13 protein-coding genes are annotated in these 15323 nt (G+C 33.9%); 10 read left to right on the top strand and 3 right to left on the bottom strand.

Annotation, left to right across the window (positions count from 1 at the left end; translation table 11 throughout):
• Positions 1-18: 18 nt before the first annotated feature.
• Positions 19-462 (top strand): hypothetical protein, encoded by a 444-nt coding sequence (locus LO744_RS04670; protein WP_230667415.1) that lies wholly within the window; start codon positions 19-21, stop codon positions 460-462.
• Between the two features lie 266 nt (positions 463-728).
• On the opposite strand, the gene LO744_RS04665 is transcribed toward LO744_RS04670, so the two are convergent.
• A complete protein-coding gene (locus LO744_RS04665) occupies positions 729-1244 on the bottom strand; it encodes a gamma carbonic anhydrase family protein (RefSeq protein ID WP_230667414.1) in 516 nt (171 codons plus the stop codon).
• A 156-nt stretch (positions 1245-1400) separates the two neighbouring features.
• Between LO744_RS04665 and LO744_RS04660 the strand changes: the two genes are divergently transcribed.
• The 4 genes from LO744_RS04660 to LO744_RS04645 all read left to right on the top strand — a co-directional run bounded on the left by LO744_RS04660 (position 1401) and on the right by LO744_RS04645 (position 4079).
• Positions 1401-2279 (top strand): NifU family protein, encoded by an 879-nt coding sequence (locus tag LO744_RS04660; protein WP_230667413.1) that lies wholly within the window; start codon positions 1401-1403, stop codon positions 2277-2279.
• Positions 2280-2349: 70 nt separating this feature from the next.
• Complete coding sequence (hemH, locus tag LO744_RS04655) at positions 2350-3372, top strand: ferrochelatase (protein ID WP_262908602.1); 1023 nt, start codon at positions 2350-2352, stop codon at positions 3370-3372.
• Between the two features lie 213 nt (positions 3373-3585).
• Positions 3586-3813 (top strand): hypothetical protein, encoded by a 228-nt coding sequence (locus LO744_RS04650; protein WP_230667412.1) that lies wholly within the window; start codon positions 3586-3588, stop codon positions 3811-3813.
• On the top strand, positions 3813-4079 hold the full coding sequence (locus tag LO744_RS04645) for a hypothetical protein (RefSeq protein WP_230667411.1): 267 nt from the start codon (positions 3813-3815) through the stop codon (positions 4077-4079). Before LO744_RS04650 ends, LO744_RS04645 begins: the two co-directional genes overlap by 1 nt.
• Positions 4080-4252: 173 nt before the next feature.
• On the opposite strand, the gene LO744_RS04640 is transcribed toward LO744_RS04645, so the two are convergent.
• The gene (locus LO744_RS04640; protein ID WP_230667410.1) at positions 4253-5464 is read right to left on the bottom strand and encodes a type IX secretion system plug protein; all 1212 of its coding nucleotides are present in this window, start codon (positions 5462-5464) and stop codon (positions 4253-4255) included.
• 62 nt (positions 5465-5526) lie between these two features.
• Between LO744_RS04640 and LO744_RS04635 the strand changes: the two genes are divergently transcribed.
• On the top strand, positions 5527-6165 hold the full coding sequence (locus LO744_RS04635; RefSeq protein ID WP_230667409.1) for an MBL fold metallo-hydrolase: 639 nt from the start codon (positions 5527-5529) through the stop codon (positions 6163-6165).
• A 998-nt stretch (positions 6166-7163) separates the two neighbouring features.
• Here LO744_RS04635 and LO744_RS04630 read toward each other — a convergent pair.
• Positions 7164-7718 (bottom strand): thioredoxin family protein, encoded by a 555-nt coding sequence (locus tag LO744_RS04630; RefSeq protein WP_230667408.1) that lies wholly within the window; start codon positions 7716-7718, stop codon positions 7164-7166.
• A gap of 266 nt (positions 7719-7984) precedes the next feature.
• Between LO744_RS04630 and LO744_RS04625 the strand changes: the two genes are divergently transcribed.
• From LO744_RS04625 to LO744_RS04610, 4 genes are all read left to right on the top strand, one after another.
• The gene (locus LO744_RS04625; protein WP_230667407.1) at positions 7985-8581 is read left to right on the top strand and encodes a TetR/AcrR family transcriptional regulator; all 597 of its coding nucleotides are present in this window, start codon (positions 7985-7987) and stop codon (positions 8579-8581) included.
• A 346-nt stretch (positions 8582-8927) separates the two neighbouring features.
• Positions 8928-10088 (top strand): efflux RND transporter periplasmic adaptor subunit, encoded by a 1161-nt coding sequence (locus LO744_RS04620; RefSeq protein WP_230667406.1) that lies wholly within the window; start codon positions 8928-8930, stop codon positions 10086-10088.
• A gap of 213 nt (positions 10089-10301) precedes the next feature.
• A complete protein-coding gene (locus LO744_RS04615) occupies positions 10302-13484 on the top strand; it encodes an efflux RND transporter permease subunit (RefSeq protein WP_230667405.1) in 3183 nt (1060 codons plus the stop codon).
• Between the two features lie 285 nt (positions 13485-13769).
• Complete coding sequence (locus LO744_RS04610) at positions 13770-15182, top strand: efflux transporter outer membrane subunit (RefSeq protein ID WP_230667404.1); 1413 nt, start codon at positions 13770-13772, stop codon at positions 15180-15182.
• Positions 15183-15323: the final 141 nt, after the last annotated feature.

Genomic DNA, 15323 nt, shown 5'->3' with positions numbered 1-15323 from the left:
GCTTAAAAAAAATAAATTATGAAAAACTCTTTTATAAAATACTTCGCTATTGCATTATTTAGTGCATTTACAATAGCTTCTTGTGCCTCTTCGAATTCTGGTGACAACTCAAATTTACCAAAAGATATTTCGGAAAGACCCGCAGATGAAAGCAGTAAAAAGTATGATGAAGCCAATCTAGATAAACTAAAAAGTATGATAGAATCTGAAATCGCAAAAGAAAAATGCACAACAGCTTCTGAATGGACGTTTGCACCGATGGGAGCTAAAGCGTGTGGCGGACCGGTTTCATACATTGCTTATCCCAAAAAACTGGAAGCTTCCATTCTTAAAAAAATAGAAAGTTATACACAAAGCATGTCAGAATTTAATAAAAAATATGGCATTACTTCAGATTGCATGATGGCAGCAGAACCTACCGGCGTGAAATGTCAGGGTGAAAAAGCGGTTTTGGTTTATTAATAAGGAGTTGATGGTTGTTAGTTTTTAGTTGACAGATTGAAATTCAACAATTTAATAATATAGAAATAAGTAGATGAAAGAAAATAGATAAAAGACTTACAACCTGACGCTTATCTTCATAAAATACAACATTAATTATTCCGCAGAATTTAAAATAAAGGTCTGAAAACTAAATAATTTCAGACCTTTATTAGATTTTGACTAAAGCCATTGATTTTTTTTAATTTAAAACGAGCTAAAGCTTATTTCTATTAATCAAATAAATCCTAATCTTTATACCAAGAAGAATATTTCACGTAATTATCTGCAATTCTATTGACTTCACCTTCCAGAAGAGCTGCCGAAATATCTTTAATCTTTCTAGCCGGAACACCGCCCCAAACTTCACCAGATTTAATATGCGTTCCTTGCGTAACGACAGAACCTGCTCCAACAATAGAATTTTGCTCAATTGTGCAATCATCCATAACGATAGAACCCATCCCTATCAAAACATTGTCGTGAATCCTACAACCGTGAACAATTGCGTTGTGACCAATTGAAACATTATTACCGATTTCTAAAGGAAACTTTTCATACGTACAATGCAACATCGCATTATCTTGTACATTTACTTTATTGCCCATTTTGATGTAATGCACATCTCCTCTGATTACCGCATTATACCAAATACTGCAATCTCTCCCCATCGTGACATTTCCGATAATTGTTGCCGTTTCTGCTAAAAAAGCATTTTCACCAATTTGCGGTGTTTTTCCTAAAAGTTCTTTTATAAGTGCCATTTGAATTAATTTGAAAATTTGATAATGAGCTCATTTTGAAAATCAAATTAATGAAATCACAAATTGTAAATTACAGTGATAGCAAAAATCTAACTTCCAACGTCGGGCTTCTAAGTTCTAAATCCGTATTTTTGTATTCTCAAATTTAACGAAAAAATGCGTACGATACTTATAGAACCAACAGAAAACCCGAAAGTGATAAAATTTGTAGCTGATTACAATTTGATTCCGGGGTCTTTAGAGTTGGATAGAGATTCAGATATATCAGAAATTCCTTTGGCACAAGAGCTTTTTAATTATCCTTTTGTTGAAAGAATTTTTATTACAGCTAATTTTGTAGCGGTAGCAAAACAAGATACTGTAGAATGGGAACATGTTGCTGAAAGCCTTAAAAACGTAATTGAAGACGAACTTTTGGCTAACCCAAGAATTTATCTGCAGAAGAAAAAAGAAATGATTGAGATTTATGCTGAAATGACTCCGAATCCTAATGCAATGAAATTTGTTTCTAGCAAAATGCTGATGGATGGTTTTGTAGAGGTAAAATCTAAAAACGAAGCGGAAGGCGTTCCTTTAGCACAGGCTATTTTCACGGAATTTGATTTTGCGAAAGAAGTTTTCATCTCAGATAATTTTGTAGCGGTTACGAGAGATAATTCCGTAGAATGGCATCAGGTAATGATGGCTGTGCGTGGTTATATTGCAGAATACCTTCAAAGTGGTGGTGTAATCTCAAATATTGAGTCTCAAAAGCATGAAAACCCTGTAGAAAAAATCATCAACAGAGATTATACCGAGGATGAGCAAAAAATTTCTGACATTCTAAATGAATATGTAGCTCCTGCTGTAGAAAACGACGGTGGAAAAATTTCTTTATTGGAATATGATGCTGCAAACAAAACGGCAAAGATGTTGCTACAAGGTGCTTGTTCAGGCTGCCCAAGTTCAACAGCTACCTTAAAAGGAGGAATCGAAAATATTTTAAAACAATTCGTTCCCGATTTAGTTGAACATGTAGAAGCTGTAAACGGATAAAAATATTAGTAATGAGTAATGTACAATCAGTAATGCATTACTCATTACCAATTACTCATTACTTATATTTATGAAAGGAATATTATTAGTCAATCTCGGTTCACCAAAATCTACTGCTGTACCCGATGTAAGAGAATATCTTGATGAATTCTTGATGGACGAAAAGGTGATTGATTACCGATGGTTTTTCCGTGCGCTTTTGGTGCAGGGAATTATTTTAAATACAAGACCCGCAAAATCTGCCGAAGCTTACAAAACAGTTTGGACAGACGAAGGTTCCCCATTAATTGTCATTACTCAGAAAATTCAGAAAAAACTTCAAAAGCTGGTTGATGTTCCGGTAGAAATCGGAATGCGATATGCACAACCAAGCATTGAAGCTGGAATTCAAAAATTAGTTGACCAAGGCGTTTCGGAAATCGTTCTTTTCCCTTTGTACCCGCAATATGCGATGAGTACAACGGAAACGGTGATTGAAAAAGCAGAAGAAGTAAGAAAAAAGAAATTTCCCGGAATTAAAATCAATTATATTCAGCCTTTTTACAACAGAGAAATTTACATCGACTGTCTAGCAGAAAGCATCAGAGAAAAACTTCCTGAAAATTTTGATGCATTACAGTTTTCTTATCACGGCGTTCCGGAAAGACATATTTATAAGACCGACCCTACGAATACATGTAATCTGAACGATTGCTGTTCTCGTGAAAATAATCCGAGTCATCAGTTTTGTTATCGCCATCAATGTTTTGATGTTACCAACTCGGTGATTAAAAAATTAGGCTTACCAAAAGAAAAAGTGATGGTAACCTTCCAATCAAGATTAGGAAAAGACAAATGGATGGAACCTTACACCGATGAAACTCTGGAAACAATCGGTAAAAAAGGAGTTAAAAATCTGGCTATTGTTTGCCCGGCTTTCGTTTCCGACTGCCTGGAAACCTTGGAAGAAATTTCTGTAGAAGGAAAACATCAGTTTGAGCATGGCGGCGGAGAAAACTTCCATTACATCCCATGTCTGAATGACGAAGACCGCTGGATTGATGTCGTGAAGATACTTTGCGAAGAAAAACTGAATGAGTTTTATTTAGTTTAAATATTATTTAAAAAATACAAGAGACATTTGAGAAATCAGATGTCTTTTTTTGTTTATTTTTAATACACCCCCTAAAAAAAATAACAAAATAAAATTAAAAACATATTTTTTTCAAATTAATTAAATTTAAATAGGGGTTGGTTTTATATTTTAATATTTTTTCATACATTTACTCTATCAAAACATAGGGTCTTATTTAAATTTTAAGAAATAATGAGCACAAGTATAGAAATCTTAAAAAGAAAGGTTGAAAATTTCACTCCGGAACTTGCAGAAGCGTTCATTAAGATTGTGGATAACTTAGAAAAGACTGTAAAATCTAATGTTCTACAATTTCAGTTGGATGAAGTTTTTAGCAGAATGCAATTTCACTCAGAAAACCCGTCTACGAAGCTTGATTTCTTTGAGAATATTTCTGACTTAGAAAAAATCTCCGCATAATGAAAGTTTTACTGTCATCGATTGCAAAAAATGACATTAGAATGCTGATGCGAGTTTTTAATGCTGAAGAAAAAAATAAAGACAGATATTTTTTGAATGAATTAAAAGAATCAATTAATAATATTTTGTGCGATTACGAAAAATTAGATATTAAAAACAGAGAACTCCAGGTTTACAAACCCGAAAATTTCCCTGTGCAGATTCATTATATATTCGAAGACGGTGATAATCTTTTTATAGCGGCAATTTTTAAAGATAATAATTAAGAATGCCTTTAGTGTAGAACTTTTTTTGACATTATTATATAGTTTAATTTTTCTATTGATGTCTTCGCAAGACATTAAACACTTTCAAAAAAAACCTTCCAAATGTGCAAGTTTGGAAGGTTTTGTATTTTAAAGATTATAATCTAAATTTAAGAAAGTAAACTCTTAGAACGCTATCTAACCGGAGTTCTGAATTCTCCGTATCCGGCTAAACCATCATAATTTCTACCGAAAGGTTTGTAATATAAAAATGCCTGATAAAGATTTTCTGTCTGCCAGAAATTACCGTTAATTTCACCTAAATTCAAAGAACCATTTGCTTCTTTGGTTGCTAAAATGTAGTTGTAAAAACCTTGCTTCATATAAATCTTTGCAATATATTTTTTAGCGGCTTCATCGTAATGCATTTGAAATTCTTTGGTCGCTTTAAAATCATTGAATCCACCTACAATGTATAATTCCTTATCCATTAAATCGGAATCTAAAGAAAAATGCACCCAAGCATAATCCGCTTCACGAGCAGCATCTCTTTCTAATCCCAAATCATTTCTACGGTAATACCAAGCTCCGTTTACATCTGGTTGGTATTGATAATTTAAAGGATACGCCCAAACCGGATGAAGATAGGTTTGATTAACTCCATCTACAATTCCTGTTTCACGCACCATATCTGCTGCAATTCTCATATTTTTATTATCAAAATAATAAAACTCATTATTCCCAGGAAAAGCAAGATTCAACTGTTGAAAAAGTAATTGATTCCCCATCGTTGCGCTCGGTTTCTGATTGGTAATCTTCATATTGGGATTATTATTCTGCATCACCATAAGCGACATAGAATTCACATTTGAAGTTAAATCTCCTGCTTTTGCAACCGCCTGTACTTCTACCCTTTGATTGATATTCGGGTTTTTAGCATCTGCAATTCTAGATATATTCAACGCTAAATTCACATTATCTTCCACGATAGAAAATCTTCTTTTAAAAAGTGGCTGATCTACCGAACTTTTATAAACAATCAATTCAAAATTACCTGAAATTTTCGGCTGTATTTTCTCATTGGGAAAATTTAAAGTATAATGAGTGTACGCCTGAAGTGTATTAAAAGAATACTGAAACTGGTCGAGCAACGCATTCATCGAGCCATTGGCAATTTCACTAAAAAAAAGATTGTCATCTTCCCAATTTCTATCGAAATGTTTGATTGTATAACGGTACAATTCACTTGAATTGGTTAAATCATCAAAACTCAATACGAATTGCTGACCCATTGTGATTACCGGCGTCTCGTCATTGGTTTGAGGATTAAACAATTGAATACTTTGAATGTTCTGCCCAAAAGCTAGCGAACCTAAACTGAGTAAAAATATCTGCAACGTTTTCATTATGACGAAGATAACGAATCTCTGAAGAATATTGTATTTTTGATAAAAAAATATTCAGAAATATGTTTCAAATACAGGCTTTCGTATTCAATTTTGCAAGTGAAAATACTTATATTCTTTTTAATGAAAATAAAAATGCTTGGCTGATAGATCCAGGAAATATGAATGAGCAGGAAACTCATGCAATTTCAAATTTCATCACTGAAAACGGTTTAAAAATTGAAAAAATACTTTTAACACACGCTCATATTGATCATGTTTTAGGTTTACAATGGGCTTTTGATACATTCAAAGTTCCTGTGACTATGCATCAGGAAGACCAGGAAGTTTTAGATATGCTTCAGGCAAGCGGTGCAAGATTTGGCTTTCAGGTTCCTACGGTAAAGGTTGAAACCGAGTATGTAAATGATGGTGATGAACTAGATTTTGACGGAGAAAAATTTAAAATCTATCATGTTCCGGGGCATTCTCCTGGAAGTGTTGTTTATCATAACGAAACTCAAAAATTTATGATTTCCGGCGATGTGTTATTTGAAGGAAGCATAGGAAGAACAGATCTTTACAAAGGAAATTATAATCAATTGATTGAAGGAATTAAAACGAAACTCTTTGTTTTAGATGATGAAACGCAGGTTTTTTCAGGACATGGAAATCCTACAACGATTGGTTTTGAAAAGCAATATAATCCGTTTTTGAAGTAAAAACACTGACTACATAAAGCTGAAAAGCGCGATAAACAAAATCAAACTACATTTCCGTAGCTTGTAAATTAATACTGTAACAATAAGAATCACTAATAACGCAGGAGAGAAATATGCTAGAATTACCGCTGTAATTCTAGCTTTAACAATATTACTTATTTTAATAAAATCTGAAATATATTTATAAGACGTTTTATGAGTTGATTAAATGCCTCTAATACAATTAAACAATGTAAAAGCCAAAGACCATATTAAAATTAAAACCAAATTTTAATAGCATTTATCAACAATAAATTGTGGATAAACCTGTGGATAACTTTGTGGATAAAATTAAAATCAACCAATAACAGACTAACCATCAACTAGATAAAACTAAACCCCTTCATTGAATTTAGAAAAAAAATAACAAAGTCTATTTCTTAGAAAAATTTATAAATTCAAGATTTTCAGAAAGTTGACAAAAAAGAAAATTTTCACGCTAAAAAAGTTGTTGAAAGTCTGTGGATAAAATTGTGGATAACTCAAAAACACCCTGATTATCAGATAAAACAAAACTACTTAAAACGTTATATGAGTTGATTAAACCCCTTAACACCATAAAACAATCTAGAAACTGAAGACGATATTAAAATCAAAAAACCAATTTTAATAGCATTTATCAACAACAAATTGTGGATAACCCTGTGGATAAGTTTGTGGATAAAATAAAACACAATCAATAACACACTCTTTATCAATTAGATAAAATTAAATTCCTCAATGAAAATTAGAAAAATAATATATTTTAATTTTTTTTCTAAAATTTACAAATTAAAGATTTTCAGCAAGTTGATAAAAAAGAAAATTTTCACGCTAAAAAACTGTGGAAAGTCTGTGGATAAAATTGTGGATAACTCACAAAAACACTGATTATCAACAATTAAACAAAAAAAGCTATCCACGAAAGGATAGCTTTTTATATTTCTAAGAAAAATTAATCTGAAATGATCAACTTAAAATTATTTCCATTTAATATTACAACCCATACTCGGTCTCTGCATTTCTTCCTGAGGCTCACCAATTAAAAGGTTTTCAAACGCAATAATTAAATCCTCTCCCGTTACCTCCTTGTGATTTCCAGGTCTTGAATCATCCATCTGACCTCTGTAAACAAGATCTAATTTATCATCAAAGAAGAAAAAATCCGGCGTACAAGCTGCATCATAAGCTTTTGCGATAGCCTGACTTTCGTCATATAAATAAGGAAAATCAAATTTTCTTTCAATCTGAAATTCAATCATTTTTTCCGGAGAATCTGCAGGATATTTTTCTACATTATTAGAATTGATTGCAATAAATTCAATTCCTGCCTCATTATAATCTTCGTACAACTCTGTCAGCTTATCGATAATGTGCAACACAAACGGACAATGATTACACATAAAGATAACCAATGTACCTTTTTCGCCTTTCAAGTCATCTAATGACTGCACTTCATTACTTTTTGAAGGGTTTGGAAGCTCAAAAAAAGGAGCTTTTGTTCCTAATGCTAACATATTTGACGGAGTATTCATATCTTTTTTATTTGTCTACAAAGATAAAGATTTCTTTTAGTAGTTGCTCAAACAATAATTTAATTGAAGCAGACTATTTACTTCATTAATTTTTACAATAATTAAAAAACAACTACTCCAAATAATCACCAACTCCCATTCTTCCAGCATACAGCAAATTATAATTGCATTTCTAAGCCTTATCTTAAAAATTAAATATCAAAATTCATTTGGTTGGTATGCTGAAATGTTTGTAGTTTTGCTAACACTGTTAGTAAAATAAAATCATGGGTTTACATGAACGTCGTCAAAGAGAAAAAGAATCTATCCGTGCAAATATTTTGCAGGCTGCATTCACTTTGGCTAAAACTGACGGTTGGGCATCACTTTCTATTCGTAAAATAGCCGACGCTATCGAGTACAGTGCGCCAGTGGTTTACGATCATTTCGAAAACAAAGAAGCGATTTTATACGAGATTTCTATCAACGGATTTCATTGCTTGCAAATCGATTTACTGAAGGCTCAAAAAAAACATGAGTCTCCGGAAGATCAATTGACCGCCATTGTAGATGCGTATTGGAATTTTGCATTTAATAATAAAGAATACTACCAATTAATGTTTGGTCTGGGAATGCAATGCAGCGGAAAAGGTTTAATGAAAGAAGAGTTTTCTTCTTTTCAGGATATGATTTTCGACTGTACTTTTGAGATTATTAAGAAAAAAGGTTCTAATCAGGATAATGCATGCCACTCTTCTCACGCCTTGTTTTCGGCAGTTCATGGATTAATTTCAATCATGATGATGAGAAATGACGATATTCCTTCAACGATGAATAAAACAACTTTAGACGAAACTCTTTCGGCTTTTATTAAATCTTTGTAAATTTTTTTTGAACTAAAAATTAACACTGTTAGGAAAAGTAACACGGAATAATTAACATAATTTAAATTAAAACAAAAAACTTTAAAAATGAAATACGATTTTTTTACATTATTTCTTGCCATCTTTTTTTCTTCTCATTAACACTGTTAAGAAAAATAACATCAATAAACACTCAAACCAAAACTTAACTTCTAAATTATAATCATGGAAATGACCATCTAAAACGTCAGTTAAAATCAGGTTATTTTTTTGACTTCTCAATTAACACCGTTAGAAAATATAACATGATTTAAAATAAAAACAACATTACTTAAATTAACACTTCATTAAAAAAATAAAACTTAAAATGAAAACAACTGCAAAAGCAAGAATTATCATACTTATATCGAGTATCATTCTTTTACAAAATTGCACAAAAGCAGCAGAAGGTACTAATGCTGCCCCACCCGCTCCGGAATTACCCATATATACCGTTATCACTTCTCCTGCAACCGTTTATCAGGAATTCCCAACCGCTTTAGAAGGAAAAAACAATGTAGAAATTCGTTCTCAGGTTGACGGATATTTAGATAAAATTTATGTGGAAGAAGGTGCTTATGTAAGAGCCGGACAAGCTTTGTTTAAAATAGATTCTAGAGCTTACGGAGAGCAGATGAATATGGCCAATGCCAATTTACAGGTTGCCAATGCCAACATTCAGAAAGCAAAAGTGGAGGTCGACAGACTAGAACCTCTTGTCTCTGCAAAAGTAGTTTCTGATGTACAACTGAGAACTGCAAAAGCCAATTACGCAGCAGCAGTAGCAGCAGCCTCACAAGCGAGAGCTTCAGTTGGTGGTGCCAAAATCAATGTAGGATTTACAACAATTACAGCTCCTGTAAGTGGTTACATTGGAAGAATTCCTTACAAAAAAGGAAGTCTTATTTCAAGAACAGATCCAAGTCCGTTGACATTATTATCAGACATCAGCGAGATTTACGCGTACTTTTCTTTAAGTGAGCTTGATTTTATTGGTTTCCAGAAAAAATATCCCGGAGCAACATTAAACGAGAAACTAAAGAATATGCCAATGGTAGATTTGGTGATTGCCGACAACAGTACGTATCCTGAAAAAGGTAAAATGAGCATCGTTGACGGGCAGTTTGATAAAACTACAGGTGCAATCAGTGTTCGTGCTGTTTTTCCCAATGAAAACGGAGCTTTGAGAACAGGAAATACAGGACGAGTTCGTATGCCGCAATTATTTGCTAACACGCTTGTTATTCCGCAAGAGTCAACCTTTGAAATACAGGATAAAACTTACGTTTACGTCGTTGGTAATGATAAAAAAGTAACCAGCAAACCTATAACAATTTCAGGAAAAACAGACAGTTATTACTTTATTTCTGAAGGACTTTCTGCAGGTGAAAAAATCGTTTACACAGGCCTTGGAGCATTGAAAGATGGCGTTATAATTCAACCAAAAACGATTTCTTCTGACAGTCTTTTGAAAGCAAGACCGTTGTAATACTCAAATTTCCAACCACAAAAGTCACAAAAGACTTTAAAAATTTAGTTTAAATCATTAAACATAGTAAGAACACATAAGTTTCAGAAAATCTTTGATTTTCATTCTTGTGAGCTTTAAAATAGTTGCTGTTAATCTTTAAACTCAGCAGAAGCTTTTGTGTCTTTTGTGGTGAAAGCCATCGTTTAAACAACATTAAAAAATAAACTTCTTATGTTAAAACAATTTATAGATAGACCGGTACTTTCTACGGTTATCTCCATCATACTTTTGCTGTTGGGAGCGATGTCGGTTTTCAACCTTCCGATTACGCTATTTCCCGATATTGCGCCACCAAGTGTTCAGGTGACGGCATTTTATCCAGGTGCAAATGCAGAAGTTGTTGCCCGTTCCGTTGCAGTTCCTATTGAGGAAGCGGTAAATGGTGTTGAGAATATGACCTACATGACTTCAAACTCGAGTAACGACGGATCAATGACTTTGAGTGTATTTTTCAAACAAGGTTCAGATCCCGATAATGCTGCTGTAAACGTTCAAAACCGTGTTTCAAAAGCAATGAGTCAGCTTCCACAGGAAGTTGTACAGGCTGGAATTTCGACTCAGAAAGTTCAAAACAGTATGATTATGTTTATGGGACTTTCAAGTGACGACCCGAAACAATACGATGAGCTTTTCTTGCAGAATTATTTAAAAATAAACGTTATCCCGCAAATACAGCGTATTCCGGGTGTTGCACAGGCTCAGGTTTTTGGAACCAGAGATTACTCGATGAGACTTTGGCTGAAGCCCGATCGTTTGGCTGCAAATAATCTTTCTCCACAGGAAGTTTTAGCAGCCGTAAAAGATCACAATTTAGAAGCAGCTCCGGGTCGTTTAGGACAAGGAAGTAAGGAAACTTACGAATATATTTTAAAATATAAAGGTAAATTAAATAAAAACGAAGACTACGAAAACATTGTCATCAAATCGAATAGTGACGGTTCATTTTTAAGATTAAAAGATGTTGCAAGAGTAGAATTTGGTTCATATACGTACACTGCAGCGAACAGAGTTGACGGAAAACCGGTTGCAGGTTTTGCCATTTTACAAACTGCTGGTTCAAATGCCAACGAAATTTTAACTGAAATTGAAAAGCAGGTAGATCAGTTTTCAACAACACTTCCAAAAGGCGTGAAGCCCATTATCATGTACAATTCTAAAGACTTTTTGGATGCATCGATTCATCAGGTTGTAGAGACATTAATCATTGCATTTATTTTGGTATTTATTGTAGTATATATCTTCCTTCAAGATTTTAGATCGACTTTAATTCCTGCGATTGCCGTTCCAGTAGCAATTATCGGTACATTCTTTTTCCTTCAAGTATTTGGTTTCAGTATCAATATGTTGACCTTATTTGCATTAGTACTCGCCATCGGAATTGTGGTAGATGATGCAATTGTCGTCGTAGAAGCCGTCCATTCAAAAATGGAACAAACAGGAATGCCCGTTGAACAAGCAACGACAAACTCGATGAGTGAAATTTCCGGAGCGATTATTTCGATTACATTGGTCATGTGTGCCGTATTTATTCCGGTTGGTTTCATGCAAGGCCCTGCAGGAGTTTTCTACAGACAGTTTGCTTTTACTTTAGTGATTGCAATTTTGATCTCTGCGGTGAATGCATTGACTTTAAGTCCTGCTTTATGTGCATTATTATTAAATGATCCTCAAGGAGAACATGGTGAGCATGGTCAGAAAAAAGGTTTTGGAGCAAGATTTTTCAATGCTTTCAACAAAAGCTTCAACAACATGACCAAAAAATATATTTACAGTCTTAAATTTTTAATTAAAAATAAATGGCTCGCTGTTGGAGGTTTAACAGTAATAACTGCGGCTAGTATTTTCTTAATTAATAAAGCTCCTACAGGATTTATTCCTACAGAAGATCAGGGATTTGTTTTGTATGCAGTGAATACGCCTCCGGGAAGTTCATTAGACAGAACACACAGAGCTACTGAACAGATTGATAAAATTATCAACGGTGAAAAAGCCAAAAACCACCTTTGGGTTGCCGATGGAATGAATTTCATCAGTAACGCCAATGCTTCGCCCTACTCTGCAGGTTTTATTAAACTGAAAGATTACAAAGACCGTGGCGAAATGAAAGATCCAGACCAAATTGCAGCAGCCTTAACAGGAAAGGTAGCACAAGTGAAAGATGCCAATGCATTTTTCTTCAACTTCCCTACGGTACAAGGTTTTGGTAACGTTTCAGGGTTTGAATTTATGTTGCAGGATAAAACCAATGGTTCTTTTGAACAATTAGGAACGACCACTCAGGCTTTTATCGGAGAATTGATGAAACGTCCTGAAATTGCTTTTGCCTTTACCACCTATGCAGCAGGAAATCCTCAATATACGATTGATGTTGATACCGATAAGGCTAATCAACTGGGAGTTTCTATTACAGAATTGATGCAGACGATGCAAATTTATTACGGAAGTAGCTTCGTTTCAGATTTCAACAGATTCGGTAAATATTATCGAGTAATGGCGCAAGCAGATATTCCTTACAGAACTGACGCTAATTCTATGGAAGGAATTTATGTTAAGAATAAATCTGGCGACATGGTTCCTGTAAAAACTTTGGTAACATTAAAAAGAACTTTCGGGCCTGAAACGGTTTCAAGAAACAATTTATTCAACGCAGTGACCATTAATGGAACTCCAAAACCTGGTTACAGTACTGGAGATGCCATCAAGGCGGTAGAAGAAGTTGCTCAAAAATCACTTCCAAGAGGTTACGGTTATGAATGGACAGGAATTACCCGTGAAGAAATCAAAACCGGAGGACAAACAGCTTTTGTATTTATGCTAAGTATTTTGTTTGTTTATTTCTTATTGGCAGCTCAATATGAAAGTTACATACTCCCATTTGCGGTTATTTTAACGATTCCTACAGGAATTTTCGGAGTATTTGCTTTCACAGGATTGGCAGGAATTGATAACAATATTTACGTTCAGGTTGGTTTAATCATGCTCGTCGGATTGTTAGCGAAAAATGCGATTCTAATTGTAGAATTTGCCGTTCAGCGAAGAAAAGCAGGAAAAACATTGATTGAATCTGCACTTCAGGCTTCAAGATTACGTTTAAGACCAATTTTGATGACTTCATTTGCCTTCATCATCGGTATGTTGCCGTTGGTTTGGACGCAAGGTGCAGCAGCAAAAGGAAATCACTCAATCGGAATCAGTACCGTTGGCGGAATGTTTACAGGAGTAGTCTTTGGAATCTTCATCATTCCGGTGATGTATGTCATCTTCCAATATTTACATGAAAAAATGCCAAGCAGAAAACAAAAAAGACTTCAAAAACAAAAACTAGAAGAAGAACTTTTGGCAACAGCTCACTAATAAAAAATGATTAACAAAACTTTGAGAAATGAGAATCGTATAAAATTTTTCTTCAAATTTAATTTTAAAGATTTTCTAAACCATTAAGGTTTTTATTAAGAAGTTAAGATTATTAAGAAGTGTTTCGCTTTAGCACAATACTTATTAAAAATCTATTTGATTTTTCTTAATTAAACTTAACTCCTTAAATATCCTTAATGGTTCAAAACAAGCAGAATATTTTCTCCTACTAAAGACTTTTTTGTTTACCCTCAAAGTTTTGTAATCAATTTAATTTTAAAAAATATGAAACGAATAAAAAATATAATCATCGCTTTCGGAATTGCATTAGGTGCGGTTTCTTGTGTGCCGAAATTGGCATACACGGAACCTGAAATTGAGCTTCCTGAGCAATTTAAATATACGGCAACCGCCGATACAGCAAGTGTTGCCAATTTAGAATGGAAACAGTTTTTCAGCGATCCGATGTTGCAAAATTTAATCGAAAAAGGAATTAAAAACAACTACGATTTACAGATTGCTTTAAAACAAGTTTCTTCTTCACAAGAAAAACTAAAACAGGCAAAATATCTTCAATATCCAGATGTTGGTTTCGGAGTTTCTGCACAGATTTCAAAACCTTCAAAAAACAGCATGAATGGGCAAAGCTTGAATTTATTTTTAGGTCAAAGTCATGTTGAAGATTACAATGCAGCCTTCAATCTTTCTTGGGAAGCAGACATTTGGGGAAAAATAAAAAATCAACAGGAAGTTTCAAAAATGCAGTACTTGCAGACTTATGAAGCAACAAAAGCAATTCAGACACAAGTTGTGACCGCAATTGCTCAAGGATATTATAATTTGTTGATGCTTGATAAACAATTGAATATTGCAAAATCAAATTTAGAATTAAGTACAAATACCTTGTCTATTACTGAAAAAATGTGGCAAAGTGGAGACACAACTTCATTGGGAGTTCAGCAGGCAACAGCTCAAAAGCAATCGACAGAACTTTTGATTACTCAGCTTGAACAAAATATTGCCATTCAGGAAAATGCTTTGAGTATTTTGATTGGTGAAAACCCAAATAAAGTAAACAGAACGATTGAAATGTCTGACACTTCTTTACCACAAGATATTTCTGCGGGACTTCCTGCAGCAATGGTAAGTCGTCGTCCGGATGTTCGTCAACAGGAATTGGTTTTATTAGAATCGAATTCAATGGTTGGAATTGCCCAGGCAAATATGTATCCTTCATTGAAAATCACTGCAAACGGTGGTGTCAATTCATTTAAGGTTGATAATTGGTTTTCGATTCCTGCTTCATTGTTCGGCTCTGTTTTAGGAGGAATTACTCAGCCTATTTTCCAGAAAAGACAATTGAAAACAGATTTAAATGTTGCTAAAATTCAGAGAGAGAAAAATGTATTGGCATTCCGACAATCAGTTCTAAATGCTGTAGGTGAAGTTTCTGATGCTTTGGTTTCTAATGAAAGCTTAAAAGTTCAGGAACAAAAAGCGACAGAACAAGTTGCAACCTTAAAAAATGGAATAAAAAGCGCTGAAATGCTTTACAAAGGTGGAATGGCAAATTACTTAGAAGTGATTACCGCTCAGGGAAATTCTCTTCAGGCTGAACTGAATCTTGCGTCTGTAAAAAGACAGAGATTAAGCAGTATTGTAGATTTGTACCGAGCGTTAGGTGGCGGCTGGAAGTAGTAAATTTAATTATATTATTAATGGAATGCAGTCTTTCGGGGCTGCATTTTTTATTTTAAATTAAATTTTTAATGCTAATATTTATCCACTCTGTCATTCAGAGCGAAACGAAGTGTAGCGTGGAATCTAAGCAATATTTGC

Source organism: Chryseobacterium turcicum (assembly GCF_021010565.1).
In the GTDB taxonomy this organism is placed as follows: Bacteria; Bacteroidota; Bacteroidia; order Flavobacteriales; family Weeksellaceae; genus Chryseobacterium; species Chryseobacterium turcicum.
Note: the sequence above shows the minus strand (reverse complement) of the source record. Positions and strands in the feature narration are given on the sequence as shown.

What these genes read in the sequence shown, in the direction of transcription:
- LO744_RS04670 (WP_230667415.1), top strand. Translation starts at nt 19, where the DNA reads ATGAAAAACTCTTTTATAAAATACTTCGCTATTGCATTATTTAGTGCA.
- LO744_RS04650 (WP_230667412.1), top strand. Translation starts at nt 3,586, where the DNA reads ATGAGCACAAGTATAGAAATCTTAAAAAGAAAGGTTGAAAATTTCACT.
- LO744_RS04610 (WP_230667404.1), top strand. Translation starts at nt 13,770, where the DNA reads ATGAAACGAATAAAAAATATAATCATCGCTTTCGGAATTGCATTAGGT.
- LO744_RS04630 (WP_230667408.1), bottom strand. Translation starts at nt 7,718, where the DNA reads ATGAATACTCCGTCAAATATGTTAGCATTAGGAACAAAAGCTCCTTTT.
- hemH (WP_262908602.1), top strand. Translation starts at nt 2,350, where the DNA reads ATGAAAGGAATATTATTAGTCAATCTCGGTTCACCAAAATCTACTGCT.
- LO744_RS04620 (WP_230667406.1), top strand. Translation starts at nt 8,928, where the DNA reads ATGAAAACAACTGCAAAAGCAAGAATTATCATACTTATATCGAGTATC.
- LO744_RS04665 (WP_230667414.1), bottom strand. Translation starts at nt 1,244, where the DNA reads ATGGCACTTATAAAAGAACTTTTAGGAAAAACACCGCAAATTGGTGAA.
- LO744_RS04660 (WP_230667413.1), top strand. Translation starts at nt 1,401, where the DNA reads ATGCGTACGATACTTATAGAACCAACAGAAAACCCGAAAGTGATAAAA.
- LO744_RS04635 (WP_230667409.1), top strand. Translation starts at nt 5,527, where the DNA reads ATGTTTCAAATACAGGCTTTCGTATTCAATTTTGCAAGTGAAAATACT.
- LO744_RS04645 (WP_230667411.1), top strand. Translation starts at nt 3,813, where the DNA reads ATGAAAGTTTTACTGTCATCGATTGCAAAAAATGACATTAGAATGCTG.
- LO744_RS04625 (WP_230667407.1), top strand. Translation starts at nt 7,985, where the DNA reads ATGGGTTTACATGAACGTCGTCAAAGAGAAAAAGAATCTATCCGTGCA.
- LO744_RS04615 (WP_230667405.1), top strand. Translation starts at nt 10,302, where the DNA reads ATGTTAAAACAATTTATAGATAGACCGGTACTTTCTACGGTTATCTCC.
- LO744_RS04640 (WP_230667410.1), bottom strand. Translation starts at nt 5,464, where the DNA reads ATGAAAACGTTGCAGATATTTTTACTCAGTTTAGGTTCGCTAGCTTTT.